Genomic DNA, 26,377 nt, shown 5'->3' on the forward strand with positions numbered 1-26,377 from the left:
GAGGAGAAAGTGCATGGGCAAGTACGACGAGAGCGCGCGAGACGCGCTCGCCGAAGCGTTCGAACGAGACGGCTTCGTCCTGCTGCGCGATCATTTCCCGCGCGCGACGATCGACGCATGGCGCGATGCGTTCGCGCCGCTTCTGCAACCGCACGTCGATGCAGCGCGCGAGGCGTCGGCGAGCGGCAATCGCGGACCGGGCCGCTATTACGTCACGCTGCCGTTCGAAGGCGAGTTCGCGGACCCGTCGGTCTTCTGCGATGAAGACATCGTCGGGATCGTCGAACGCGTGGCCGGGCGCGATCCGGTGATGTGCCAGCTCGCCACCGACACCCCGGTGCTCGGCTCCGAGTTCCAGGACTGGCATCGCGATACGCCGCCGCTCTTCGACGATGCGCCGGAAACGCCTTCGTTTCAGCTCGCGGTGAATTTCCCGCTCGTCGATGTCGATGACCGCAACGGTCCGCTCGAAACGACGCGTGGCACGCATCGCATGTCGCGCGATGAGGCGCTGGCCGGTCTCGAAGCAGGGCGCTTCCCCGCCGAGCGCGTGCCGATGAAAGTCGGCGACGTGATGATTCGCGATGTGCGCGGCCTGCATCGCGGTACGCCGAATCTCATCGGCGAGCCGCGTCCGATGGTCGTGATCGGCTACAGCCGCGCGTGGTATTTCCGGCCCGAGGTGCATATCGACGTGCCGCGCGACGTCTTCGCCGCGTTGCCTCCGCGCGCGCGGCGGCTGCTGCGCTTCAATCCTCAGGTGGAAACGACGGCGCGCACCTTCGACGAAAGCTATCGGCAGTTTGCATATTGAGCGCCGCGCCGTCCGATCCGCTCGTCGAACTGCGTCATGGCGCGCGGCGCGTGCTGCTTGCGCCGCACGTGGGCGGATCGATCGCGGCCTTCGACGAAACGCGCGACGGACGTACGATCGACTGGTTGCGTCCCGCGACGCCCGCCGCGCTGGCCGCACGCGATCCGCTCGGCATGGCGAGCTTTCCGCTCCTGCCGTACTGCAATCGCATCCGCGATGCGCGCTTCGTGTTCGACGGTGCGCTCATCGATCTTTCCGGCGACGGCAACGCCTTTGCGCACGCGCTGCACGGCAACGCGTGGCGCTTGCCGTGGCGTGTCGGCGATGTGTCGGACGCGCGCGCGCGTCTGCATTTTTTGCACGAACCCTCGCGCGATGCCGCGCGTCACTGGCCGTTCGCATACGAGGCGACGCAGGACATCGCGCTCGATGACCACACGCTAAGCGTGACGCTCTCCGCGCGCAACCTGTCCGATCGGCCGATGCCGTTCGGCATGGGACATCACCCGTACTATCCGCGCACGCGCAATACGCGCGTTCACGCACGCGTCGCGTCGATGTGGCACAGCACGCCCGATCTGCTGCCCACGCATGCGGGCGCGCATCCGTGCGTCGATGCGATGGCGTCGCAAGAAGGCATGTCCGCCGATGCCTTCGATCTCGACAACAACTTCGCCGGTTGGTCGCGCACGGCGACGATCGCGTGGCCCGACGAACGCCGCGCGGTCGCGCTCAGCGCGCAAGCGCCGTTCGATGCCCTGGTGGTGTATGCACCGAAGTCGCATCCCGATTTGCTCTGCGTTGAGCCGGTGAGCAACGTGGCGGACTGGGTCAATCTCGATGTCGACCGCGCCGCGAAGGGCGGCGCGGTGCTGGAACCGGGCGAGTCGGTCAGCGCGACATTCGCCTGGACGACTCACACGGAATAAGGCGTCGCGCCTACTGACCGAAGAAAACGTTGCAGTTCGCCGGGCTGCAGTCGCTATCGCGATGTCCGCTCGCGGAGGCGGGCTTCATGCCGCCGTACGCGGAGTCGCCGCCGGAGGCTTGTTGCGGCGTCGCGGCGGTTTGCGTCTGAGATTCATCGGGCATGGCCTGCGACATGTACATCGGGCGCATCGTCTGGACGAGTTGCTGCGCATCGGCGGGCATGCCTTGCGCGTGCGCGACACCGATTCCTGACACGACCGCGCATGCTGCCATCATCGCGAGAAATTTCGGGTTGATCTTTGCCTTCATGTTCCAGCTCCTTGAAACGAATGCACAAGCAGCCGGGAACGCGAGTCTCGGACTCCTTGCCGCTTTGCCGATGGACGGATGAATGGATCGAGCGCGAGCTCGCTTCGTCCGACGCGACAAATGACGACGCACCGGGCGCGACGAATGGCGCTCGGGGATTACCTTACGGCGATGGGAAGGCGCGAGAAATCCCTATCTGGCAGGGATACCTTGGTGGGGATAGGCGTGCGGGTTTAAAGAAGAAGCACGAAAAACGCGCCCGGACTTGCGAAAGGCCGGGCGCGCCGAAACGTGGAAACTCAATATGTTTATTCCGACTTGCCGGAGGTGCCGCTCGACATGTTCGATCCCGAGCTGCCCTTCTTGTGCATCTTGCTGCTGCCCTTGGACGAATCCATCGTGTTCGAGCCCGATGCGCCCGACGTCGAGCCGGTTACACCGTTGCTGTTCGGCGTGCCCATTCCGGTGCCGCCCTGACCGGCCCCGTTGCCGCCCGCGGTGCCGCCACCCGCGCCTGCGCCACCCGCGCCGCCGGCACCGCCGCCCGCGCCTTGCGCGAATGCCGCGCCCGACAAGCCCAGAATCATGGCCGACACAATCAAACTTCTCTTGGCGTTCTTCATGGTTTCCTCCCGTTGATCAATGATCTCGATGCGCGCCGCCTTGCGCAAAGCTGCGGCGTCGCAGATTACATTGCGCAATCACCGTGCCGCGGGAAGAAATCGAATTGTCATGCAGTCGCCTCGTCACACCACTCGATGGCCCACGCCCGCGCGCAATGGACGGCATCCGACTCGCTCGCGAACGCATCCAGCTCGCCGGATTCGAATACTTCCGCATGCGCGGTGCGCTCGTCCGCCGGACGCGTGATGCGTGCGTGCGCGTAGTAGCTGCCGTCTTCGTCGTGATGGGCGGTGCAGTCGATGTGAAACGTCTTGTAGTCGAATCGCATGAAAGGCTCCGAAAGAGATTGCGAGGGCAGGCGCGAAGCGTGCGATGCCGTGATTACCTTTGACTCCGCGCCTCTCGTGAGGTACTGTATAAACATACAGTACCATAATCAAGATGGATCTCTCCGAAAAGCTCGAAATTCTCGCCGACGCCGCCAAATACGACGCGTCGTGTGCGAGCGGCGGCGCGCCCAAACGCGAGTCGCGCGGCGTCGATGGCCTCGGCGCGAGCACCGGCTCCGGCATCTGCCACAGCTTCACGCCCGACGGGCGCTGCGTCTCGCTGCTCAAGATTTTGCTGACGAACTTTTGTCTGTACGACTGCCGGTACTGCATCAATCGCCGGTCCAGTAACGTGCCGCGTGCGCGCTTCACGCCGGAAGAAGTCGTTACGCTCACGCTGGATTTTTACCGTCGCAATTACATCGACGGGTTGTTTCTCAGTTCCGGAGTGATTCGTTCGTCGAACTACACGATGGAGCAGCTCGTCCTCGTCGCGAAATTGCTGCGTGAGAAGCACGGATTTCGCGGCTACATCCATCTGAAGACGATTCCCGATGCCGATCCCGAACTCATCGCGCAAGCGGGACGCTATGCCGACCGTCTGAGCGTGAACATCGAATTGCCGACGGAAATCAGCCTCGAGCGGCTCGCGCCGGAAAAGAGCGGCCGCACGATCAAGCTGGCGATGGGCAACATCCGCGTCGCGCGCGAGGAATCGGAAGCGGAGCCGCGCGCGCCGAAGTTCGCGCCGGCGGGGCAGAGCACGCAGATGATCGTCGGCGCCGATGAAACCGACGACCGCACGATCCTCGGCACCGCCGAAACGCTGTACGGCTCTTATCAGCTAAAGCGCGTGTATTACTCGGCGTTCAGCCCGATTCCTGACAGCCCCTCGGGCGTGCCGTCGAAAGCGCCGCCGCTCTTGCGCGAGCATCGGCTGTATCAGGCGGATTTTCTGATGCGCGGCTACGGTTTCGCCGCCGCCGAACTGCTCGGCGATGCCGGCAACCTTCCGCTCGATGTCGATCCGAAACTCGCGTGGGCGCTTGCGCATCGCGAGCGCTTTCCCGTCGATCTGAACGCCGCGCCCGCACGCATGATCGCGCGCGTGCCGGGCATCGGCATGCGCAACGCGAAGCGCATCGTGGAGTTGCGGCGCGAGCGGCGCGTGCGCTATCACGATCTCGTGCGGCTGCGCTGCGGCATGGACAAGGTGAAGCCGTTCGTCGTCACGGCGGATTACCGGCCGCCGCTCGACGAAGCGCCTTCGGACAGTCTGCGGCGCGCGCTCGCGACCGGCCCGGTGCAGCTCTCGCTGATCTGATGCACGTCATCGCCATCGACGACGAATTCGACGCCTGGCGCGTCGCCGCGCTCGATGCGCTCGCGCAAAAGCTCCCGCCCGAATCGATCGACTGGCGTACGGCTCAGGCGGAGCCGGCGTTGTTCAACGAGTCGGCGCGATCGGCGAAAGCGGCGAAGGCAGCGGATGCGCCGCCTATCCGCGTGTCGCGCGAACTCGCATCGCTGCTGAAAGACGCCGCGCATTTTCGCGACGCGCGCCGCTGGAGCTTTTTATATCGCGTGCTGTGGCGCTGGGCGCAGGGCGACCGCTCGGTGGCATCGCCCGCCGATGAAGACGGCGCGCGCCTCTACAAGATGGCGAAGGCGGTGCGCCGCGCGCAGCACGACATGATCGCGTATGTGCGCTTCCGGCAGCGCGACGCGTCGCTCGGCGCGCCGGAATTCGTCGCGTGGTACGAGCCGGATCACGACGTGCTCGCGTGGGGCGCGGAGCATTTCGCCGCGCGCATGGGACGCTCGACGTGGCTCATCGCAACGCCCGACGGCGCCGCGATGTTCGACGGCGAGCGCCTGCAACTGGAGCGCGGCCGCGCGCTGGCGTCGGATCATGCGGCGGTCTTGCCGGATGCCGCCGAAGCGCTCTGGATGACCTACTACCGCAGCATCTTCAATCCGGCGCGACTGAACGAATCCGCGCTCGAACAGCATATGCCGGTGCGTTTCTGGAAAGGGCTGCCGGAAGGCGCACTGATCCCGAAGCTCGTCAGCGATGCGCGCGGCGGCGCGCGACGCGTCGCGCAGGCGCAAAACGTCGGCGCGCTCGGCGGCAAGGCGGTTCAGGTCGATGCGCTCGCAGCGCAGCCGGAGCGGGACGCGCCCACATCGCTCGATACTTGCCGCCGCTGCGATCTGTGGCGCAACGCGACGCAGGCGGTGCACGGCGCCGGTCCGTCCGATGCGCGCATCATGCTGCTCGGCGAACAGCCCGGCGATCAGGAGGATCTGAAGGGCGAGCCGTTCGTCGGACCGGCCGGGCAGCTGCTTCAGGACGCGATGCAGCGTGCCGGCGTCGTGCGCGAGCACGTCTATCTGACCAATGCGGTGAAGCACTTCAAATGGGAGCCGCGCGGCAAGCGCCGTCTGCACAAGACGCCCGCGCAGCAGGAGGTCGAAGCCTGTTCGTACTGGCTCGAACAGGAACTGCACGACGTCGGCGCGAAGGTGATCGTCACGCTCGGCGCGACCGCGTTGGCCGCGCTTTTCGGACGGCGCGCGACGCTTTCGGCGCATGTCGGGCGCGTCGTGCCGTATCGGGACAAGCTGGTCGTCGCGACGTATCACCCGTCCTACGCGCTGCGCCAGAACGACGAAGCCGCGCGCGAAAAAACCGTCGCGGCTATCGTTGCGGCGCTGGAGCTGGCGTCGTCGTTGAAGGCCTAGCGCGCTCAGAACGCCGCGCGCACGACGCCGCCATCCGCGCGCAACGCCGCGCCGTTCGTCGCCGATGAAAGCTCCGAGCACACGTACGCCACCATGCTGCCGATTTCCTCGGGCGTGATGAAGCGCTTGAGAATCGACGTGGGCCGCGCTTCTTCGAAGAACTGCTTCTCGAATTCGCCGAAGCTCTTGCCGCCCGACAGTTTCTCGACGAACTCGGTGACGCCTTCGGAGCTCGTCGGCCCCGGCAGCACCGAATTGACGGTCACGCCGGTGCCCGCGCAGGTTTCCGCGAGGCCGCGCGCGAGCGAAATCTGCGCCGATTTGGTCACGCCGTAATGAATCATCTCGACGGGAATCTGAATGCCGCTCTCGCTGCTGATGAACACGACGCGGCCCCAGTTCTTCTCCTTCATCTTCGGCAGATACGCGCGCGACAGGCGCACGCCCGACATCACGTTGGTGTTGAAAAAGCGCAGCCATTCGTCGTCGGGAATCTCTTCGAACGGCTTCGGATCGAAGATGCCCATGTTGTTCACGAGAATATCGACGTGCGGAAAGCGCTTCACGAGCGCGTCGACTTGCGCTGCGTCGGAGACGTCGCCGGCGAAGCCTTCGCCCTGCGCGTTGGGCACGAGTTCGCGCAGTTTCGCCAGCGCCGCATCGACAGACGCCTGCGAACGGCCGTTGATGATCACGCGCGCACCTTCTCGCGCGAGCGCCACGGCAATGGCATGTCCGATGCCCTTCGTCGATCCGGATACCAGCGCGAGCTTGTTGCCGATCTTGAGATCCATATCTGCTCCTTCGATTGGGTTGGCGGAATGCGCCGGCGATTTCGCCACGACGCGTTCCGGGATGTTAGCCATAAGCGCAGTACGTTGCTGAAGCCGCGTCCGGCAAGCGTTCGCCGCCCGTGAAACCCCGCGACATAAATGCTCGATGGCTTCCGCCGCGGTCATCGTCCATAGTTGCGTCCAGCGTGAAACGAAGCAGATGCAGCAGCGAGAACCGAGCCGTGTCACGCATCCACTAATCCACACAGGAGGTGCAACATGTCCAGCTCGATCAACTTGTTCAAGAAAGTGCGCGGCGCGGCGCTCGCCGGTTTCGTCGTCGGCACGGCGCTGCTTGCGGGATGCGCGAGCAATCCGGCGCAGGCATCGAATCAATACGGGCAGTACGTGCAGACCGTCGCGGCTGCGCCCGCCGTGCGCCCCGACACGATCTACGTCTACGCATTCGCCAGCGACGCGAACGACGTCAAGCTCGACAATCACGGCCTGATTTCGAAGCTCGGCTCGGCGATGTCCGGCGATTCGCAAGCGCGGAAGCAGACGCAAGACGCCATCGCGGCGCGCGAGGAAGTTGCGAACGAAATCGTCGCCAAACTGCAATCGATGGGTCTGCCCGCGATCCGCGCCGACGTGCCGCCGCCGCAAGATCGGAGCGTGCTCGTCGTCGAAGGAAGCATCAATACGATCGATGCGGGCAATCGCCGCCGCCGCATGGTGATCGGCCTCGGCGCGGGCGAAAGCAAGGTCGGCGCGACGGTGCAGCTCGTCCTCAAGCCCGCGAACGGCGTGCCGCAACTGCTCGAACAATTCGACGCGAAAGCCGACAGCGGCCACGCGCCGGGCGTCGCGGAAATGGCGGGCGTCGGCGCGGCGGCGGGGCACGTCGCGACATCGCTCGCGGTGTCGGGCGGGCTGCACGCGGTGTCGGAGACGAAGCACGCGGATGTGTCGTCCGATGAAAAGCGCCTCGGCGACACCATCGCCAAGCAGATCGCCAAGCTCGGCCAGGAGCAGGGCTGGATGCCGGCGAAGAGCTAAGGAAAGCGGCGGCCGTTGCGCGGTCCGGAACGTGCTTGCACTAGAATCCGGACGAATGTTCGCTTCGCGAGGCCGCGCATGCCGACGATTGCCCTGATTGTCCTGACCGTTGTCGTGACGCTCGTCGTCGTGCTGGTGATCGCAAATCTGACGAGCGGCGAAAAGAAGATCGAGCACAGGATCGAACGGCTGTACGCGAGCGACGACCCGCAGTTTCTCCGTTCGATGGGCTTGCTGCTCGGTCCGCCCGTGGTCGGCGGCAACCGCTTCGAGGTGCTCGTGAACGGCGACGAGATTTTCCCGTCGATGCTCGAAGGCATTCGCGCGGCGCGAGAGACGATCACCTTCGAAACCTTCATCTACTGGTCGGGCGCGATCGGCGAGCAAATCGCGCAGGCGCTCTCCGACAAGGCTCGCGCGGGCGTATCGGTGCATGTGCTGCTCGACTGGGTCGGCACGTCGAAGATGGACAAGCGCTATCTGCGCATGCTGCGCGACGCGGGCGCGGAAGTGATCCAGTATCACAAGCCGCACTGGACCGGGCTCGGCCGCATGAACGACCGCACGCACCGCAAGCTGCTCGTAATCGACGGGCGCATCGGCTTCACGGGCGGCGTGGGCATTGCCGAGGAATGGACCGGACACGCGCAGGACGAGAAGCACTGGCGCGACACGCATTTTCGCGTCGAAGGCCCGGCCGTCGGGCAGATGCAGGCCGTGTTCATGGACAACTGGATCAAGACGACGGGCAACGTGCTGCACGGCCCGCGCTATTTCCCGGACATCGACGATGCGGGCGGCGGCTTCGCGCACATGTTCAGCAGCTCGCCGTCCGGCGGCAGCGACGACATGCAGCTGATGTACCTCATGGCGATCACCGCGGCGACGCGTTCCATCCACTTGTCGAGCGCGTACTTCGTGCCGGACAAGCTGACGATCAACGCGATCGTCGAGGCGGCGCGGCGCGGCGTGCGGGTTCGCATCATCACGCCGGGCAAGCGCATCGACACGCATACGGTGCGCGAGGCATCGCGCGCGTGCTGGGGCGACCTGCTCGCGGCGGGCGTCGAAATGTTCGAATATCAGCCGACGATGTTCCACTGCAAGCTGATCGTCGTCGATGAGTATCTGGTGTCGGTCGGCTCGACGAATTTCGACAGCCGCTCCTTCAAGCTGAACGACGAAGCCAATCTGAACATCTACGACCGCGACTTCGCGCGCCAGCAAACGGCGATTTTCGATGACGACGTCGCCCGCGCGAAACGCATCACGTTCGAAGACTGGCGCCGCCGTTCGCTCACCGAGAAGCTGCTGGAGCGCGTGGCCGCGCTGCTCGATCCGCAGCTTTGACTTTCGCGCATTCCGTGTTGCGAATATTTCTCATCTTGGCCTAAAGATCGCCTGACGAAAGCCGATAAGACGCTCACGCAAACGGGTCTCTCGGTCTACGGCAATCATGCACGGCACCTATAACTTTTGGCTGGTCGCGGCATCGCTCGTAGTCGCCACGCTCGCTTCCTTTACTGCGCTCGATATCTCGGGCCGCATCGCATCGCTTGCGCAGTCGCGCACGCGGCACGTCTGGCTCGCGGGCGGTGCGGCGTCGATGGGCATCGGCATCTGGTCGATGCATTTCATCGGCGTACTCGCGTTCGAATTGCCTATCCCGCTCGGCTATGACCTGAAGATCACCGCCGGGTCGCTCGGCATCGCGGTGCTCGTGTCGTTCTTCGCGCTGCTCGTCATCACGAGCAGGCGTCTGACGATGAAGCGCCTCGTCGCGAGCAGTCTCTTGATGGGCGCGGGCATCGCGGCGATGCACTACACGGGCGATGCCGCGATGCGGATGCAGCCCGCGATCACGTACGATCCGCTGCTGTTCGCGGCGTCGATCGTGATTGCGGTGGTCGCATCGGGGGCGGCGTTGTGGATCGCCCATACGCTCTCGGATGCGAACCAGACCAACGTGCTCGCCAAGCGACTCGGGTCGGCGCTGGTGATGGGCCTCGCGATCACCGGCATGCACTACACGGGCAACGCGGCGGCGGAGTTTCTGCCGGGCTCGATCTGCGGCGCGGCCAACGACATCGACTCGCGCTGGCTCGCGACGACTGTCGTGCTATTCACGCTGACCATTCTGATTATCACGCTCGTGCTGTCGCGCTTCGATGCGCGCACGGCGCTGCTTGCAGGTTCGGTGTCGCGGCTGAACGGGCAGATCGTACGCATGGCGACCTTCGATACGCTCACGGACCTGCCGAACCGCCGCACGATGAACGAGCGCATCGATCGCGCGATTCGAAACGCGCGGCACAGCGACAGCCGTTTCGCGATTCTCTTCATGGACCTGGATGGCTTCAAGACGATCAACGACTCGTTGGGCCATACGGTCGGCGACGAAGTGCTGAAGGCATTCGCGCGACGTCTGCAGGAATGCGTGCGCGGCGGCGACACGGTGGCGCGTCTGGGCGGCGACGAGTTCGTCGTGATGCTCGAACACCTGCACGCGCCGACGGATGCCGAGAAGATGGCCGAACGCATCCTCGATACGATGAAAAAGGGACTCGTCGTCGGGAGTCATCCGTTGCAGGTGATGCCGAGCATCGGCATTGCGCTCTTTTCGCAGGATGGCGACAGCGTCGAATCGCTGCTCAAGCACGCGGACGTCGCGATGTACGAAGCGAAGCGCGGCGGGCGCAGCACCTATCGCTTCTTCGAGGCGAGCATGAACGAGGCGGCGGTGCGGACGTTGCAGATTCAGCAGGCGTTGCACGAGGCGCTGAATGGCGGCCATTTCTATCTTCTGTTTCAGCCGAAGTTCCGAGGCAAAAGCGGCGAGCTGGCGGGCGCGGAAGCGTTGATCCGGCTGGATCATCCGGAGATCGGCACGTTGACGCCGCTCGAGTTCATCCCGATCGCGGAGCGTTCCGGACAGATCGTTCAGATCGGATACTGGGTCGTGCGCGAAACGTGCCGGCACATGTCGCGTTGGCGCGCGGAAGGGCGTCCGCCGGTGAAGGTGGCGATCAACCTGTCGCCGCGGCAGATGCACGAGGCGGATCTTGTCGCGAACATCATGACGATCGTGCGCGAGGAAGGCGTCGAGAGCGAGCAGATCATGTTCGAGATCACCGAGTCGGTGGCGATGCAGGACGCGCCGCGCACCATCGAGATGATTCGCGCGTTTCAGGAGAATGGTTTCGAGATCGCAATCGACGATTTCGGCACCGGATATTCGAGCCTCGCGTATTTGCAGCGGTTTCGCGCGAAGCAGTTGAAGATCGATCGGTTCTTTACGAACGGGCTGGATGAGAACGGGCAGGAGGGGCGCGCGATCGTATCGGCGATTATTGCGCTCGCGCATTCGCTCGATATGGATGTCGTGGCGGAAGGCGTCGAGACCGGGTCGCAGCTCGATCGCTTGCAGGACATGATGTGCGATGAGATGCAGGGGTTCTTGCTGGCGATGCCTTTGTCGGCGGATGCGTTTGGGGGGATGCTGGAGAAGGCTGCTGTCGGTGTTTGATTTTTGGTCGTGGAATCCTGTGAAATCAGGATTTCACGAAACGAGCCCAAAGGAAAGCCACACAAAAGACGCAAACACGAACCTCAATCCATCGCCGCATGCGACACCGACTCCTCCGCCGCGGTCTTCTTCGCCGGCCGGATCAGCAGCAGCAACGGCACCACCAACAACGTCGCGACAAACATCAGCTTGAAGTCGTTGAGATAAGCAATCATCGAAGCCTGCTGCGTGATCGTTTGATTGAGCATCGCCATGTCCGTCATCGAGCCGCCGGACAGCATCGGCTGCATCGCCGGATTGAACGGCGTCACTTGCGCGGCGAGGTCCGCGTGGGCGACCTGCGTGTTGCGCGTCATCAGCGTCTGCACGATCGAAATACCGATACTGCTGCCGATATTGCGCATCAGGCTGTAAGTCGCGGTGCCATCCGCGCGCAACTCGGGCGTGAGCGTCGAAAACGTCAGCGCCGACAGCGGCACGAACACGAGTCCCAGCCCGAAGCCCTGAATCACGCCCGGCCAAACGATATCCGATGCCGACAGCACGATCGTGTAATGCATCATCTGCCAGAGCGCGAACGCCGAAATCAGAAATCCCGACAGCAGCAGGACACGCGCATCGATGTGCTTCAGCAGGCGTCCGGCGACGAGCATCGCGATCATCGTGCCCGCGCCGCTCGGCGCCGTGACGAGGCCTGTCGTCGCGACCGGATAGTTCATCAGGTTCTGCAACATCGGCGGCAACAGCGCGCGCGTCGCGTACATCACCGCGCCGATCACGAAGATGAAGCACGTTCCGGTCGCGAAGTTGCGGTCCTTCAGCAACTGATATTTGAAGAACGAGCGCGACCCGGCCGTCGCCGTATGCGCGATGAAGAACACGAAACTCAGCGCCGCGAGAATCGCCTCGATGCGGATTTCCATCGATCCGAACCAGTCGAGTTGTTCGCCGCGATCGAGCATCGCCTGGAACGCGCCGATCGCAAGGCCGAGCGTCGCGAAGCCGAACGCGTCGAACTTCACCGCGCGGCGCGCGATCTGCGCGGGCAGAAACGTCACTACGCCGAAGAGCGCGAACGCACCGATCGGCACGTTGATGAAAAAGACCCAGCGCCAGTTGTAGCTGTCCGTGAGCCAGCCACCGAGCGTCGGACCGAGAATCGGACCGACCATCACTCCCATGCCCCAGACGGCCATCGCCTGGCCCTGTTTCTCGCGCGGATTGATGTCGAGCAGGATCGATTGCGACAGCGGCACGAGCGACGCCCCGAACACGCCCTGCAACAGCCGCGACGCGACGATCTGCGTGAGCGTCTCCGACAGCCCGCAAAACGCCGACGCGACGGTGAAACCCGCAATCGAAATACACAGCAGCTTCTTCACGCTCAACTGGTCCGAGAGCCAGCCAGTGAGCGGCGTAGCGATCGCGGCGGCGACGATATACGAGGTCAGCACCCAGGTGATTTCGTCCTGCGACGCCGACAGCGTGCCCTGCATATGCGGCAGCGCGACGTTCGCGATGGTGCTGTCGAGCGTCTGGATCAGCGTGGCGAGCATGATCGAGACAGTCAGCATGCCGCGGTTCAATGGCGCTGCGGCGCGTTCCGTGGGGACTTCGAGGGACATGGACGTGGCCGCAAGGCGGCGGCTTTTGTAAGTACGATGATGATAAGCAGGCTTATTATAGAACGGCCGCGATCTCGCGCAATGCGGTCAATTACCGGGTGTACACGAGATGCGCGCATCGAAAGGCGTTACATATAATCGCGCGATGGAAACCCAACTCGACAAACGCTTCGGCTTTCTGGTCGCGGACGTGGACCGCCTGTGCGGCAACCGCTTCGACGTGCTGGCGAAGTCATCGCTCAATCTGACGCGCGCGCAATGCCGCGTGCTTGCGTATCTCTCGCATTACGGCGAGGTCAATCAGGCGCGGCTCGCCGGGCTGCTGGAAGTCGCGCCGATTTCCGCCGGCCGTCTGCTCGATCGCATGGAAGAGGGCGGCTGGATCGAGCGCCGCCCGAATCCCGACGATCGTCGCGAGCGTCAGGTTCGCATGACCGCGAAGGCGGAGAAGGCGCTCGACCGCGCGCGGCGCGTCGGCGACGAGATCGCAGCAGAAGCGCTCGCGGGCTTCAGCCGGCAGGAAAGCGAGCAATTGATCGCGCTTCTGCAACGCGTGCGCGGCAATCTGAGCCGTATCGTCGATCGGTGATTCATCCGCGCTTGGATCGCCGATTGCTTCAGCGTTGTCCGCAAGCGTCGTTGTCCAGCGCCGCCATCCATCCGGAGAAGATCGATCATGAACAAACGCACCGCACCGTTGGCCGTCCTCGCGCTGTCCGTCGCCGCTTTCGTCTCGATGCCCATCGCGCAGGCGCAAGACACGGCCGCATCCACGCCGAAGCAGATCAAGAAAGCCCAGCGAAAGGAAGCGCGCGCGAAGAAGAACGCCGAGCTGAAGCAACTCGAACAGAACGGCTACAACCCCGCTGGCGAGCAGACCAACTATCCGCAGAATCTGCAAAACGCGCAGTCGAAGATCAATGCGCAGAAGGCGGGCAAGCCGGCGCCGGCATCGACGCCGTAATCGGACGCTTGTTCCGGGACGACGCGGAAAACGCCATCCGCTTCATTAAGGCAGTCGATACGACGAGATCGCGTTGATCGCAAAGCGCGCGACGCATGATGCGGCAATCGCGTGATGTCCGCGCTCGACGCCGACGGCGGGATACGGCAGTATCTCGGCATCAGGCGCAAGTTCCAGATATGCGACGAAGAGCCGGAATACGGCCGATGTATCGGGGAGGCCACGCATGCGATGGCGGTCATGGCTGTTGATCTTCGCCCTGTGCGACGCACACGCGGCATCGCGCTACTACGCGCCCGTGACGTTTTATCCGCACGACGCGGTGCGGGTATCGCGTTTCGCATCGAAGACCGGGGCGATGCAGGTGCCTTACGGCGCAGGCGCGAAAGTCGAGGAAGGCGACTTCTATATCGTTTCGAATGCAACTTTCAAGGCGCTGACCGCGCAAGTGCAACGCGATGGCACGATCGCGCTCGTGCAGTCCGAGTGGACGCCCGAACGCGCCGCGAGCCAGATCTGGACCATCGACAAGGAAGGCAGCGGCTTTCGTCTTTACTCGAAGCTATATGGACGTTACGTGACGCTCGGCGCGCGTGTCGAGCTCGAAGCGCCATCGGGCGATGCGCGGCAGAACTGGAGCATCGAAGCCGATGCGAACGTCGTGACCATCGCGGCCACCGGCACGAAGACGGGACTCGTCGTCGGGCATCATGCGTTGCGCGACGGTGCGTCCGTCGAAGTCAATGCGCAGGCCGGACAGTGGCGTCTGTACAAGACCGGAAGCGATGGCGGCGATCATGCGTATCGCATGCTCGATGCTTCGGCGCGCTCGACTTACGACAACATCGGCAGGCGCTATCACTTGAGCGCGTATGCACCCGATGCGATCGAGGCCGAACGGCTCGGCGGTTTTCGCTGGACTGACTATCATCCGTCGGGGCTGTATGTGTCGAAGGGCGAAACCGTCGTGATCGATGTGAACGGTCTCGCCGACGATGGTCCCGATGGCCTCATCGTCATGGTCGGCAACAAGAACGGCTTCTATCGGCGGCAAGCCGCGGGCGATCCGCAAACGATCCTCGCGACCGAAGGACGCAACGCGTTCGTCGCATCGCGCGATGGCTTGCTCTACTTCGAATACATCGACAGCGGATACAACGAGAGGCCACGTACGTCGATCGATGTCATCGTGCGCGAAGGCGGCAAGCCGGTGCCGTTCTATGTCGAAGGTGCGACGACGCCCGCCGAATGGCGCGCGATGCTGCAGCGTCATGCGGATGCGCCGCTCGTCGAGATGGTCGGCAAGCGCACGATGTTCACCGTCGCGCGCGCCATGTACGACAAGTCGGGCGCAGCGGATCCGGCCGCATTGCTCGATTATGTCGAGCGCATCATGGGCTATCACGACGAACTGTCCGGACTCGATGGCACGGAAGCACTCGATGCGCCGTCGCCGTTGCGCGTGCATTTCGTGCAGGACGCGATTTCGACCCACGCCGAGTTGCAGAACACGTATCTCTACGCGACGTACTACATGATCGGCCTGCCGCTCAATAGCGCGGCCGAGACCTTGCTCAAGCCCGCGAAAGCCGACGAATGGGGCGTATGGCACGAGATGGGACACATGTATCAGCAATGGGACTGGACATGGCCGGGCGTGACGGAGACGACGGTGAACGTCTATTCGCTGCATGCGCTGGAACGCCTCGGCACGCCGATGCCTTCGCCGCTGCTGCAAGTCGTCGACGCGCGCGGCAAGAAGAATCGCATCGATCTCGCGGCGCAGTATTTCGCGCAGCCGTCACGCAATTTTCTCGACGATGCGTCGTTTCCGATGCCATCGGAAGCGCTCTGGATCAGGCTCGTCATGTACGAGCAGTTGCGCCGCGCACTCGGCAACGGCTTCTATGCGCGGCTGCACAAGCTGTATCGGCGGCATCCGCTGACGGAGGATGAAGGCGGCGACCAGAACGAAGTGCAACGCTTCGTGCTGCGTGCGTGCATGGCGGCCAATCTCGATCTGACGGATTTCTTCGAGCGATGGGGACTGCCGGTCGATGCTGGCACGCGTGCGGCGATTGCCGGGCTGAAGCTGAGCGCGCCGAAGACCGATTTGACGCGCACGCGGATTTAAGGCAAAAAAACGCCGACGCATGCACGCGTCGGCGAAGTCCTGGCTTTTACGAGGGCTGCCAGAAACGCTTCAGTTCCTCATGCTGCATCCGCGAGCCGAATGGTCTGCTGTTCTTTGCGCCGCGTCCCCGGCCGGCCGATGAGCGCGCCCGGCACATTACCGATGCCGAACGCGGGTCGCGCGAGAAAGAAACCCTGCGCGAGCACGTGCGGCCACTGCGCAATCCATTGCGCCTGCGCGGCCGTTTCCACACCTTCGACGACGATCGCCACCTTCAGCCGCGTAAGAAGCGTGAGCACCGACGAAAAGACCAGACACGCGTTCGGGCAGCGCGGCGCTTCGGCGAGCAGTTCCTTCGCGATCTTGACGGTGCCGAAGTCGATCGGTCCGAGCGCGGCGAGACATGAATAGCCGGTGCCGAAATCGTCCATCGCGACGCTCACGCCCTTGTTCTTGAGACGCCGCACGACCTTGCGCATCGCCGGCATGCGCGCGAGATCCTCGCTTTCCAGCAGTTCGAGTTCGATGCAATCGGGCGTGATGTCGTGCGCGCGGCAAATCGATTCCATCCGCTCGGCGAAGCCCGGCAACGCCGCGACCGATGGCGGGACATTCACGGCGACCGAATAGTGTGCGCCGCCACTTTCGCGCCACTCGCCAATCTCGGACGCGACCGCGTCCAGCACGAACCATGTCAGTTCGCGCATGATGTCGGCGTCCTTGAACGCCTCGCTGAATGCGCCTGGCAGCAATACGCCGTATTCCGGATGACGCCAGCGAATGAGCGCTTCCATTTGCGCGAGTTCGCCGCCGTGGACTCGGTAGATTCCCTGATAGGCGATGCAGAATTCTCCGGCCTTGAGGCCTTCGAGTATGCGATGCCTGAATGCATGATCTGACTCCGGCGCGGCTTTCGCGACAGGCGAGCCGTGTGTCGTTCTTTTCATGCTCTAGCCATCCCTCCCAGTTGGTCGTGGAAGCGGTTGCACGAGTCGTGCCAGAAACTATGATCGCGCGTCGTCCAATCCAAGTAAATTCGGTGAGCCCCTTGGAGACAACGTTTGCCTCCTTAAGGGGAGCGTTTGCGCTTGCGTGTGGACGCATCGTTCAGCCATCCCGAGTCACGTAACGCAACCGTAACGCGTGATGGTCTGTGTGGGCTGGCGCACATAACGCAAGCACATATTGCGCTGCATCGGCATGGCGTTTTGCAGTTTTGTATATAGCGATTCCGGAACATTTGTAATCCCGACTAGTGTCGGCGCCGGAAAATGATCGCTGCGAACGGCGGGCGCGCACCAAAATTGGGACACGCGGCGCTTCCGCACAGGCGACCGCCGGTCGATGAGCATGGGTATGCCGCTGTCTTCGCTTACGACAGTCTTTCCGCGACGTCGACCGTCAGGCGGTCGCGGTTTCGGCGATAGGGCGCATGCGTTCCAGCGCGCTGCCATCCTCGCGGAACAGATGCACATGGCGAATGCTGAAGCCCGCGTTCAGGCGCTGTCCTTCGACGGCCGTCGATTCGCCCGAGCCTTTCACCTGAATCACGAGTTCGTTCGGCAAACGGACATGCAGCAGCGTCTCGCCGCCGAGATGCTCGATCACCATGACTTCGCCTGCAAGGCCGCTGTCGATATCGCCGGCGCCCGATTCGACGAAATGCTCGGGCCGGATGCCAAGCGTAAGCGTCTCGCCCGCGTGCACGGACGAAGCCGCGAACGGCAGCGTCAACGACTCGCCGCCCGGCAATTCGATGGTGACGCCCATAGCATCCACGCGCAGCACGCGCACATCCATGAAGTTCATTTTCGGCGAGCCGATGAAACCCGCGACGAAGCGATTGTGCGGCGTGCGATACAGCTCCAGCGGCGAGCCGATCTGTTCGACGCGTCCATGATTCAGCACGACGATGCGATCGGCCATCGTCATCGCTTCGGTCTGATCGTGCGTGACGTAGATCATCGTCGCATTGAGCTGCTTGTGCAGCTTGATGAGTTCGAGGCGCATCTGCACGCGCAATGCGGCGTCGAGATTGGAGAGCGGCTCGTCGAAGAGAAAGACTTTCGGCTCGCGTACGATGGACCGACCGATCGCCACGCGCTGACGCTGCCCGCCCGACAGCGCGCGCGGACGCCGTTCGAGCAACTGGCCGATCTGCAAGATCTCGGCCGCGCGATGCACGCGTTCCTTGATCTGCGCTTCGGGCAACTTGAGCATGCGCAAACCGAACGCGATGTTCTCGTACACCGACATGTGCGGATAAAGCGCATACGACTGAAACACCATCGCGACGCCGCGTTGCGAAGGCTCGAGTTCGGTGACGTCCTCGCCGCCAATCAGTACTTGCCCTGAGTCGCAGCGTTCGAGTCCGGCGATGGTGCGAAGCAAGGTCGACTTTCCGCATCCCGAAGGACCGACGAAAACCATGAACTCGCGATCGGTCACTTCTATGTCGACGCCCTTCAGCACGTCGACGCCAGCGAATGCCTTGCCGATCTGCTGCAAATGAACTGCGCTCATGCGTTGTCTCCCGTTTGCTGCTGCGGCAGCGCAGCATCCGATGCGTCGTCGAATTTGTTCTTGACAAGCTGTTCGCGCCAAAATATACAATTGTAAAACCGAAATTACAAGTGAAACGACGCGCACCAGGGGTCACGAACGAACGCACCAGAGAAGCCGTATCCGCTCGAAAAATACCAAGGAGACAGGCATGAAGAAGCGCTTCATTCCGGCCATGCAAGCCGGTCCGATCAAACACGCCGCGGCAGTCGCGCTCCTCACGGCGAGCGCGGCGTTCGCAACATCGAACGCGCAGGCCTGGACTCTGAAGGAAGCGGCGCAGCCGTATTCGGGCACCACGATCAAGGCCATCTTTCTCGATCGTCCCGGCTACAAGGCCGCGCAGCAACTCATTCCGCAGTTCGAAAAGGAAACGGGCATCAAGGTGCGCTGGGAAGTGATTCCCTATGAGAATACGCGCGAAAAGGAAGTGCTCAACTTCGTCGGCGGCGGCGACCAGGACATCGTGCTCGTGGACGTCGTGTGGATCGGCGAATTCGCGAGCAACAAGTGGCTCGTGCCGATCAAGAAGTTCACCGACGATCCGAAGCTCGCGGATCCGAATCTCAACCTGAAGGGCTTCTTTCCGATCCTGCTCGATTCGTTCGGCTCGTGGGACAAGGTCACATACGGCCTGCCGTTCGATAACTACTCGGGCCTGATGTTCTACAACAAGTGCATGTTGAAGGACGCGGGCTTCGACGAGCCGCCGAAGACCTGGGACGACTTGCTCAACACCTACGCGCCGAAGCTCACGAAGGGCGACAAGTTCGCGTTCGCGCTGCAGTCGCGGCGAGGCGAAACGCAGTCGGCCGATAGCTTCATGCGCGTGCTGTGGCCGAACGGCGGGTCGCTTCTCGATGCGAAGTTCAAGTCGAATCTGATGTCGCCGCAATCGCAGGCGGGCCTCGAATATCGGCAGAAGCTGATGAAGTACATGCCGCCGGGCATCGTCGACTTCGATCACGCCGAAGCGGTGAACGCGCTTGCGCAAGGACAGGTCGCGATGATCACCGAATGGTCCGCGTTCTATCCGACGCTCACCGATCCGAGCAAGTCGAAGATCGGCAACTGTCTCGCGATCACGACCGAACCGAAGGGACCGGCCGGACTTAAGCCCGCGCTCGGCGGCTTCTCGCTTGCAGTGAACGCGAAGTCGAATGCGAAGAAGCAGGCCGCGTCGTGGCTCTTCATTCAATGGATCACGTCCGAAGCCATGGCGAAGCCTTATCTCGAAGCGGGCGGCGTGCCGGCGCGCATGGCGATCTATGAGGACAAGGCCGTGCAGGACAAGTATCCGTTCGTGAAGCCGATGGTCGAATCGTGGCAGGGCGGCGTGCCGGATTATCGTCCGCGCTTCCCGGAGTGGCCGGCGATTTCAGAAGTTATCGGCGAATGGGGCAGCAAGATGATGCTCGGCCAGGTGACGGTGAAGGAGGGCGCGCAGACCATCGGTCAGAAGACCGAGGACATCCTGAAGAAAGCGGGCTATTACGACGGCAAGAAGCCTTTGCTGAAGTAATTCTGTTCACGGGACCGGAGGCGATCGAATGGCATCACCTGTAATGCATGCGCGCGGACCGCGCAAGCCCGCGCGCTACTTCGGCGTCCTGCCGCGTTCGCCCGCCTTCTGGTTCCTGATACCCGCGATCGCGGCGCTCGCGATCATCGGCATCTATCCGCTGCTGCTTGCGCTCTATAACTCGTTTCATCAATACAAGCTCGCGGACCTGGCCTCGGGCACGCCGTTCGTCGGCGTCGATAACTACATCGCGACGCTGACCGATCCGACCTTCTGGGAAGCGCTCGGACGCACGGCATTGTTCCTGTGCGTGACCTTGCCGATCGAAGTCGCGCTCGGGCTCTTTGCAGCGCTGCTGTTGCATCGCACGGAGCTGCCGTGGATGCGCGCGGCGGCGCGCGTGAGTCTCGTCATTCCGATGGCGACGACGTATGCGGTGGTCGGGCTCATCGGCCGCCTGATATTCAATCGGCAGTTCGGCGTGGCGAACTATCTGACAGGTCTCATCGGCATTCCGCCGCAGGACTGGCTTGCGGACCCGACGCTCGCGTTCGTCTCCGTGATGATCATGGATATCTGGCAATGGACGCCCTTCTGCGCGCTGATCCTGCTTGCCGGGCTTTCGATGGTGCCGAAGGAAGCCGAAGAAGCAGCGCGCCTCGAAACGCCGAAGTGGAGCATGATTTTGTGGCACCTGCAGCGTCCGTATCTTCTTCCGGGTCTCACTGCGATTCTTATTCTTCGTTCCGCCGATATGCTGAAGATGTTCGACGCCGTCTTCACGATGACGCGCGGCGGGCCCGGCGCCGCGACGGAATTCATCAGCGTCTATATCCAGCGCGTCGGCTTTCGTCTCTTCGATCAGGGCATGGCTTCCGCACAGGCGATCATCCTGCTCATTCTGACGATCGTGCTGTCGCGTCTCTATATTCGCTTCGTGTATCGGGAGGCCGCGTGAGTTCGATAGGCATGCAAGGCACGCAACGCGCAAAGCGCGCACGCGCGGCAAGAAAACGCGCTACTGTATGGCACTTTCTGGGCCTCGTCGTAGTGTTCATGTCGTCGGTGTTTCCGTTCTACTGGATGGTCACGACGAGCCTCAAGAGTCAGGCCGATGCGCTCGCGTACCCGCCGAAATGGCTGTTCTCGCCGACGTTTCATCACTACTCGGCGGCACTGTTCGAACATGACGTCGCGAGTAGTCTGCTGAACTCGCTCATCATCGCGAGCAGCACGACCGTCCTCGCTATCCTGCTTGGCACGCCAGCCGCTTATGCGCTCGCGCGCTACGAATTTCGCGGCAAGGAAGACCTCTGGTTCTGGTTCATCTCGAACCGCATGGTGAGCCCCGTCGTGCTCGCGGTGCCGTTCTTTCTGATCGCGACGAAGCTCGATCTCGTCGATACGCATATCGTGCTGATCCTGCTGTATCTGACGTTCTCGCTGCCCATCGTCGTATGGATCTGCACGGACCAGTTCCGCAACATTCCCGTCGAGCTCGACGAAGCCGCGCGTCTCGATGGCGCATCGCCGTGGCGCGTGTTCTGGCGCATCAATCTGCCGCTCGCGATGCCGGGCATCGTCGTATCGGCGATCTTCGCGTTCATCTTCTCGTGGAACGATCTGCTCTATGCGCTCGTGCTCACGCGCAGCGACGCGATTACCTCGCCGGTTGCGGCGACGAGCTACATGAGCGGTTATGAATTGCCCTGGGGCGAGATCATGGCGACGGGCACGCTGATCGTGCTGCCCATGGTCGTGTTCGCGCTGGCCGTGTCCGGGCGATTGGTGCAAGGGCTCACGATGGGCGCGGTGAAATAAAATCGCGCGGCCTTTCATTGAACAACAGGACAACATGAGCAAGAGCGCACCGCCCATCGCCATCGCGGAAGCGGACGATTCCATCGATTCGGAAGAAGAACTGCAGGCGCGCGTCGCGTGGCATTACTACGTCGGCAATCTGACGCAGCAGGAAATTGCGCAGCGGATCGGAAGCAATCGCGTGCGCGTGAACCGGCTGCTTGCGGCGAGCCGCGAGTCCGGCCTCGTGCAGATCACGATCAATAGCAAGATCGTGCCATGCGTCGCGCTGGAAGAAGCGCTCGCGAAACGCTTCGGCCTCGAATGCGCGGTGGTCGTGCCGAGCGGCGCGAACAACGAGGCGAACAATGCGGCGCTCGGCATCGGCGCGGCGTCGTACTTCGCGAGGCAGATAGTTGCAGGGCAAACTATCGGCCTCGGCTGGGGCCGCACGATCCGCGCCGTGTTGCGCGCGCTGCCGCAGCGCACGTACGGCGCGGTGTCGGCGGTGTCGCTGCAGGGCGGGCTGTCGCATTGCCCGAGTATCAATACGTTCGATATCGTGTCGGACTTCGCGAACATCTGCCGCGCCGACAGTTATCTGTTCGCCGCGCCGATCTACGTGAGCAGCCAGAAAGCGCGCGACGTGATCCTGCAGGAAGAAACCGTGCGCGAGACCTATGAACTCGCGCGCAGTGCCGATCTCGCCTTGCTGACGTGCGGCGATCTGACGGAATCGCTCGTCGTGACATACGGCATCGACAATCCGGAGCAATTGCGCACGTTGCAGAAGGCGGGCGCGGTCGGCGACATGCTCGGCCACTTCATGGATGAAGACGGGGAGCTGATCGATCATCCGTTGAATCGACGCACCGTTGCGATCACGCTGGACGACCTGCGCAAGATCAAACGCGTGATTCTCGTGAGCGGCGGCAAGAAGAAATTTCATGTCACGCGCGCGGCATTGCGCGGGCGTTATCCATCCGTGCTCGTGACCGACGAGGACACCGCAAGACGCCTGTGCGACGAGCCGTGAAGACGACACCATGACGACCATCGACAGAAATCGCGAATTCGCGGGCAAGACCGTGCTCGTCACGGGGGCGGGCAAGGGCATCGGTCATGCAACGGTTCATCTGCTGATCGAGCGTGGCGCGCGTGTCATTGCATTGAGCCGCAGCGCAGCCGATCTCGATCTGCTGAAGAAGGAGACGGGTTGCGAGATCATTGCCGCCGATCTCGCCGATGCCGACGCCGCACGCGAAGCGGCGCGCGCCGTTCAGCCCGTCGATCTGCTCGTGAACAACGCGGGCATCGCGGTGTTGGAGCCGTTTCTCGATACGACCGTCGAAGCCTTCGATCTGACGATGAACGTCAACGTGCGCGCAGCGATGATCGTCGCGCAAGAGTGCGCGAAGAACATGATCGCGCGTGGCGCGGGCGGTTCGATCGTGAACGTATCGAGCCTGTCGGCGAATGTGGGCTTCGCGCTGCACGCGTCGTATTGCGCATCGAAAGGCGGACTCGACGCGATGACGCGCGTCATGGCCAACGAGCTCGGCCCGCACGGCATACGCGTGAACGCGGTGCTCCCGACCGTCACGATGACCCCGATGGGTGAAAGAGCGTGGAGCGATCCCGCCAAATCCGAACCGATGCTTGCGCGCATTCCGATGAACCGCTTCGTGGAGCCGGTGGAAGTCGCGCGCACGATTGCCTATCTGCTTTCCGACGATTCGAGCATGGTCAGCGGCGTGAGCCTGTTGGTCGATGGCGGATTTCAGGCGCGCTGAGATTAGCTTCGCGATTCAATCAACGACACCGGAGACTTGTAATGACCGATTCACAGATGACCGCGATCGTATGCCGCGCGCCGAGAGACTATCGCGTCGAACGCGTGCAACGCCCGAGCGCGGCGAGAAACGAACTCGTGATCCGCATTGCGGCATGCGGCATTTGCGCGAGCGATTGCAAATGCTGGTCGGGCGCGAAGATGTTCTGGGGCGGCCCGAATCCGTGGGTCAAGGCGCCGGTCATTCCGGGACACGAGTTCTTCGGTTATGTCGAAGAACTGGGCGAGGGCGCGGAAGAACATTTTGGCGTGAAGAAGGGCGATCGCGTGATTGCCGAGCAAATCGTGCCTTGTGCGAAATGCCGCTATTGCAAGTCGGGCGAGTACTGGATGTGCGAAGTGCATAACATCTTCGGCTTCCAGCGCGAAGTCGCCGATGGCGGCATGGCCGAATACATGCGCTTTCCGCCGACGGCGATCGTGCATAAGATTCCGGACGGCATTTCACTGGAAGATGCGGCGATCATCGAGCCGCTTGCGTGCGCGATCCATACGGTGAATCGCGGCGATATCCAGTTGAGCGATGTCGTTGTGATCGCGGGCGCGGGGCCACTCGGTCTGATGATGACGCAAGTCGCGCATCTGAAGACGCCGAAGAAGCTCGTCGTGATCGATCTCGTCGAAGAGCGGCTAGCGTTGGCGCGCGAGTACGGCGCGGACATCACGATCAACCCGAAGACCGACGATGCGCTCGAAACGATTCGCTCGATCACCGATCGCTATGGCTGCGACGTATATATCGAAACGACCGGCGTTCCTGCGGGCGTTACGCAAGGACTGGAGCTGATTCGCAAGCTCGGCCGCTTCGTCGAGTTCTCCGTGTTCGGCGCGGATACAACCGTCGACTGGTCGATCATCGGGGATCGCAAGGAGCTCGACGTGCGCGGCGCGCATCTCGGACCGTATTGCTATCCGATCGCGATCGATCTGCTCGCGCGCGGACTCGTCACGTCGAAGGGCATCGTCACGCATGGCTTCACGCTCGACGAGTGGGACGAAGCCATCAGGATCGCGAATTCGCTCGATTCGATCAAGGTGCTGCTCAAGCCGTAACGACTGCCGGCGTGCGCGTCGCGATTCCGATGCATGCGTTCGCGCCGGAGACGTTCGAGTCGTTCAGGATCTGATGATGTGAAAACCATGCGCCATGCGTTGCATTGCATGGCGCATCGTTCACGAAAGCGACACGCCCAGCAACTTGCCGATTCCATATGTGCAAGCGGCCGCGATCATTCCGATCAACGCTTGTCGCACGGCGGAAAACAGCGCGCCGCGTCCATTGAACAGCGACGTGAACACGCCGATGCCCGCAAGCCCGAGTCCGCTCAAAACGATGCACTGCACGATGCCTTCCGTACCGCTTGCCCAAAGAAAGGCGATGGCCGGAATGATCGCGCCCACGGCGAACAACGTGAACGATGCGAGCGCGGCCGTCCAGGGATTGCCGCCCAACTCGCGCGGATCGAGGCCGAGTTCTTCGCGCGTCAGCGTGTCGAGCGCCTTGTCCTTGTCGCGCATGATTTGCGCGGCGACGCGTTTCGCTTCGGCTGCATCGATGCCCTTTGCCTGATAGATGAGCGCGAGCTCATGCCGCTCCGCGTCGGGCATATGATCGAGCTCGTCCTTCTCCCGCGCGATTTGCGTGCGCGCGAGTTCGCGCGCATTCGTGACAGAGAGCCATTCGCCGAGCGCCATCGATGCCGCGCCCGCGATGAGTCCCGCGAACGCCGTGAGCAGGACCGTTTTGCTATCGCTGCCTGCACCCGCGACGCCCATGATGAGGCAAAAGTTCGACACGAGGCCATCGTTCGCGCCGAGCACTGCGGCACGTAAATCGTTGCCCGATGCGACGCCGCGATGCCACGACTCGGCCGCTGCGATCGCACCGCCTTTACTCAGCCCTTTGCTGCGACTCGCGACTTCCTGCACGATATCCGCGTGATGCCGCTCTTCCGCCGACATCTGCGCGGCATCGGGTTGGCCGGCATATTTATCGCGATCGGCCATTTCGTTTGCGGCGACCGAGCGCAACACGAAGTCCGGTCCGAACGCGCGTGCGAGCGTACGCATGATCCGCGTTTTTGCGCTGATGCGATGCGTTCGAACGGACACGCCATTCGCGCGCAATTTCGCGGCCCATATGTCCGCATGACGGCGCTCCGCTTCGGCCAGCTCGGCATAGACGCGCCGCTTGTCGTCCTGCTTTTCCGCTCGTGCGAGCGTGTCGTAGAGCGCGGCGCTGTCGAGTTCGTCCGCGAGATTGGAGGTAAAGCGCTTGAGTTCTGTCTGGGACGCCATGACGTCACCTTTATCGTTCGTCTCGTTGATTCAAGAGTAAAGACGAACGACATGTCGCGTTGCTAATAGCCCTACGATGCGCGCTGAGTGAGAATTGAATCGCGTCTCATCGTCGTCATTGTTTAGATGGGGCTTGATTGAATCTCGAATGGAGCGACGTGCGAATCTTTCTCGTGACTGCGCGAAGCGGTACGTTCGGCGCGGCAGCGAGGAGCGTGTTTCGCCTAAAGCGAAGATCGTTTTCGGCAGCAACAATCGCGATGCGCAGGCAACGATGTGCGCATCGAGTGCCGGCTATGCGGTATTGCCGTGTCCGTTAGGCGATGCCGATGCGCGCCTCAAGCGCTTCGATGTTGGTGTAGCGCCAGCCGGAAGAGACGTATGGTTGGTTATCACCGCGATCTCAGGCGAGTCGCGCGCTTGCGAGCTTTATTGAACGAAACGATGCCGACGCTAGGCGAAGGTATCAATCGGTATCAATCGCTTAACGATGCAACTAACTTTCCTTTGC

At 62.7% G+C, this 26,377-nt stretch carries 26 protein-coding genes; 17 read left to right on the forward strand and 9 right to left on the reverse strand.

Annotated features, from left to right (window positions below; genetic code table 11):
* Positions 1 to 13: 13 nt before the first annotated feature.
* Positions 14 to 814 carry a phytanoyl-CoA dioxygenase family protein gene (locus QCE58_RS19305; RefSeq protein WP_008347737.1) on the forward strand — a complete coding sequence of 267 codons (801 nt, stop codon included), beginning with the start codon at positions 14 to 16 and terminating at the stop codon, positions 812 to 814.
* Positions 811 to 1,743: an aldose 1-epimerase gene (locus QCE58_RS19310; protein WP_250522254.1), complete on the forward strand. Its 933-nt coding sequence runs from the start codon at positions 811 to 813 to the stop codon at positions 1,741 to 1,743. Before QCE58_RS19305 ends, QCE58_RS19310 begins: the two co-directional genes overlap by 4 nt.
* A 10-nt stretch (positions 1,744 to 1,753) precedes the next feature.
* On the opposite strand, the gene QCE58_RS19315 is transcribed toward QCE58_RS19310, so the two are convergent.
* The 3 genes from QCE58_RS19315 to QCE58_RS19325 form a co-directional block, all read right to left on the reverse strand.
* A complete protein-coding gene (locus QCE58_RS19315; protein ID WP_008347741.1) occupies positions 1,754 to 2,053 on the reverse strand; it encodes a hypothetical protein in 300 nt (99 codons plus the stop codon).
* A 308-nt stretch (positions 2,054 to 2,361) separates the two neighbouring features.
* Positions 2,362 to 2,676: a hypothetical protein gene (locus tag QCE58_RS19320; protein WP_250457194.1), complete on the reverse strand. Its 315-nt coding sequence runs from the start codon at positions 2,674 to 2,676 to the stop codon at positions 2,362 to 2,364.
* Positions 2,677 to 2,783: 107 nt separating this feature from the next.
* The gene (locus tag QCE58_RS19325) at positions 2,784 to 3,005 is read right to left on the reverse strand and encodes a hypothetical protein (protein ID WP_008347744.1); all 222 of its coding nucleotides are present in this window, start codon (positions 3,003 to 3,005) and stop codon (positions 2,784 to 2,786) included.
* 113 nt (positions 3,006 to 3,118) lie between these two features.
* On the opposite strand from QCE58_RS19325, the gene QCE58_RS19330 reads away from it, so the two are divergent.
* Positions 3,119 to 4,330, forward strand: a complete 1,212-nt coding sequence (locus tag QCE58_RS19330) for a putative DNA modification/repair radical SAM protein (protein ID WP_250522255.1) — start codon at positions 3,119 to 3,121, stop codon at positions 4,328 to 4,330.
* Complete coding sequence (locus tag QCE58_RS19335; protein WP_034470996.1) at positions 4,330 to 5,751, forward strand: UdgX family uracil-DNA binding protein; 1,422 nt, start codon at positions 4,330 to 4,332, stop codon at positions 5,749 to 5,751. Before QCE58_RS19330 ends, QCE58_RS19335 begins: the two co-directional genes overlap by 1 nt.
* 5 nt (positions 5,752 to 5,756) lie before the next feature.
* Here QCE58_RS19335 and QCE58_RS19340 read toward each other — a convergent pair whose 3' ends face one another.
* Entirely contained in the window at positions 5,757 to 6,545 is a 789-nt protein-coding gene (locus QCE58_RS19340; RefSeq protein WP_008347750.1) for an SDR family NAD(P)-dependent oxidoreductase, read from the reverse strand.
* 258 nt (positions 6,546 to 6,803) lie between these two features.
* Here QCE58_RS19340 and QCE58_RS19345 point away from each other — a divergent pair, with 258 nt between their 5' ends.
* The 3 genes from QCE58_RS19345 to QCE58_RS19355 all read left to right on the forward strand — a co-directional run bounded on the left by QCE58_RS19345 (position 6,804) and on the right by QCE58_RS19355 (position 11,109).
* Entirely contained in the window at positions 6,804 to 7,583 is a 780-nt protein-coding gene (locus QCE58_RS19345) for a DUF4410 domain-containing protein (protein ID WP_250436391.1), read from the forward strand.
* Between the two features lie 78 nt (positions 7,584 to 7,661).
* On the forward strand, positions 7,662 to 8,933 hold the full coding sequence (gene cls, locus QCE58_RS19350) for a cardiolipin synthase (protein WP_175980618.1): 1,272 nt from the start codon (positions 7,662 to 7,664) through the stop codon (positions 8,931 to 8,933).
* 106 nt (positions 8,934 to 9,039) lie between these two features.
* Positions 9,040 to 11,109 (forward strand): bifunctional diguanylate cyclase/phosphodiesterase, encoded by a 2,070-nt coding sequence (locus QCE58_RS19355; RefSeq protein WP_008347756.1) that lies wholly within the window; start codon positions 9,040 to 9,042, stop codon positions 11,107 to 11,109.
* Between the two features lie 83 nt (positions 11,110 to 11,192).
* Here the strand turns inward: QCE58_RS19355 and QCE58_RS19360 are convergent, their stop codons facing one another.
* Complete coding sequence (locus tag QCE58_RS19360; RefSeq protein ID WP_250522256.1) at positions 11,193 to 12,734, reverse strand: DHA2 family efflux MFS transporter permease subunit; 1,542 nt, start codon at positions 12,732 to 12,734, stop codon at positions 11,193 to 11,195.
* A gap of 145 nt (positions 12,735 to 12,879) precedes the next feature.
* Here QCE58_RS19360 and QCE58_RS19365 point away from each other — a divergent pair, with 145 nt between their 5' ends.
* Together QCE58_RS19365 and QCE58_RS19370 are read left to right on the forward strand one after the other, a co-directional pair.
* The gene (locus QCE58_RS19365; RefSeq protein WP_175980620.1) at positions 12,880 to 13,323 is read left to right on the forward strand and encodes a MarR family winged helix-turn-helix transcriptional regulator; all 444 of its coding nucleotides are present in this window, start codon (positions 12,880 to 12,882) and stop codon (positions 13,321 to 13,323) included.
* Between the two features lie 87 nt (positions 13,324 to 13,410).
* The gene (locus QCE58_RS19370; RefSeq protein ID WP_008347763.1) at positions 13,411 to 13,698 is read left to right on the forward strand and encodes a DUF4148 domain-containing protein; all 288 of its coding nucleotides are present in this window, start codon (positions 13,411 to 13,413) and stop codon (positions 13,696 to 13,698) included.
* Between the two features lie 45 nt (positions 13,699 to 13,743).
* On the opposite strand, the gene QCE58_RS19375 is transcribed toward QCE58_RS19370, so the two are convergent.
* The gene (locus QCE58_RS19375; RefSeq protein WP_175980622.1) at positions 13,744 to 13,926 is read right to left on the reverse strand and encodes a hypothetical protein; all 183 of its coding nucleotides are present in this window, start codon (positions 13,924 to 13,926) and stop codon (positions 13,744 to 13,746) included.
* Between QCE58_RS19375 and QCE58_RS19380 the strand changes: the two genes are divergently transcribed.
* Positions 13,925 to 15,832 carry a M60 family metallopeptidase gene (locus tag QCE58_RS19380; RefSeq protein ID WP_250522257.1) on the forward strand — a complete coding sequence of 636 codons (1,908 nt, stop codon included), beginning with the start codon at positions 13,925 to 13,927 and terminating at the stop codon, positions 15,830 to 15,832. The two genes, QCE58_RS19375 and QCE58_RS19380, sit on opposite strands and share 2 nt — an antisense overlap.
* Before the next feature lie 77 nt (positions 15,833 to 15,909).
* On the opposite strand, the gene QCE58_RS19385 is transcribed toward QCE58_RS19380, so the two are convergent.
* The gene (locus tag QCE58_RS19385; protein WP_008347768.1) at positions 15,910 to 16,779 is read right to left on the reverse strand and encodes an EAL domain-containing protein; all 870 of its coding nucleotides are present in this window, start codon (positions 16,777 to 16,779) and stop codon (positions 15,910 to 15,912) included.
* Positions 16,780 to 17,233: 454 nt separating this feature from the next.
* The gene (locus QCE58_RS19390) at positions 17,234 to 18,355 is read right to left on the reverse strand and encodes an ABC transporter ATP-binding protein (protein WP_250522258.1); all 1,122 of its coding nucleotides are present in this window, start codon (positions 18,353 to 18,355) and stop codon (positions 17,234 to 17,236) included.
* Between the two features lie 190 nt (positions 18,356 to 18,545).
* Between QCE58_RS19390 and QCE58_RS19395 the strand changes: the two genes are divergently transcribed.
* Genes QCE58_RS19395 through QCE58_RS19420 form a run of 6 tightly spaced genes read left to right on the forward strand, consistent with a single transcriptional unit; the run spans position 18,546 to position 24,621 of the window.
* Positions 18,546 to 19,916 carry a sugar ABC transporter substrate-binding protein gene (locus QCE58_RS19395; RefSeq protein ID WP_008347772.1) on the forward strand — a complete coding sequence of 457 codons (1,371 nt, stop codon included), beginning with the start codon at positions 18,546 to 18,548 and terminating at the stop codon, positions 19,914 to 19,916.
* Between the two features lie 28 nt (positions 19,917 to 19,944).
* Complete coding sequence (locus tag QCE58_RS19400; RefSeq protein WP_235366216.1) at positions 19,945 to 20,874, forward strand: carbohydrate ABC transporter permease; 930 nt, start codon at positions 19,945 to 19,947, stop codon at positions 20,872 to 20,874.
* An 11-nt stretch (positions 20,875 to 20,885) separates the two neighbouring features.
* Positions 20,886 to 21,737 (forward strand): carbohydrate ABC transporter permease, encoded by an 852-nt coding sequence (locus QCE58_RS19405; protein ID WP_008347776.1) that lies wholly within the window; start codon positions 20,886 to 20,888, stop codon positions 21,735 to 21,737.
* Between the two features lie 34 nt (positions 21,738 to 21,771).
* On the forward strand, positions 21,772 to 22,752 hold the full coding sequence (locus QCE58_RS19410; protein ID WP_008347778.1) for a sugar-binding transcriptional regulator: 981 nt from the start codon (positions 21,772 to 21,774) through the stop codon (positions 22,750 to 22,752).
* 10 nt (positions 22,753 to 22,762) lie between these two features.
* On the forward strand, positions 22,763 to 23,509 hold the full coding sequence (locus QCE58_RS19415; RefSeq protein ID WP_008347780.1) for an SDR family oxidoreductase: 747 nt from the start codon (positions 22,763 to 22,765) through the stop codon (positions 23,507 to 23,509).
* 41 nt (positions 23,510 to 23,550) lie between these two features.
* Positions 23,551 to 24,621 carry an alcohol dehydrogenase catalytic domain-containing protein gene (locus QCE58_RS19420; RefSeq protein WP_250522259.1) on the forward strand — a complete coding sequence of 357 codons (1,071 nt, stop codon included), beginning with the start codon at positions 23,551 to 23,553 and terminating at the stop codon, positions 24,619 to 24,621.
* Between the two features lie 120 nt (positions 24,622 to 24,741).
* Here the strand turns inward: QCE58_RS19420 and QCE58_RS19425 are convergent, their stop codons facing one another.
* Positions 24,742 to 25,866, reverse strand: coding sequence for a VIT1/CCC1 transporter family protein (locus tag QCE58_RS19425; protein ID WP_008347784.1), 1,125 nt, complete (start codon positions 25,864 to 25,866; stop codon positions 24,742 to 24,744).
* Between the two features lie 148 nt (positions 25,867 to 26,014).
* On the opposite strand from QCE58_RS19425, the gene QCE58_RS19430 reads away from it, so the two are divergent.
* Complete coding sequence (locus QCE58_RS19430) at positions 26,015 to 26,302, forward strand: hypothetical protein (protein ID WP_309780091.1); 288 nt, start codon at positions 26,015 to 26,017, stop codon at positions 26,300 to 26,302.
* Positions 26,303 to 26,377: the final 75 nt, after the last annotated feature.

It is taken from the genome of Caballeronia sp. LZ028, from assembly GCF_031451415.1.
GTDB lineage: Bacteria > Pseudomonadota > Gammaproteobacteria > Burkholderiales > Burkholderiaceae > Caballeronia > Caballeronia zhejiangensis.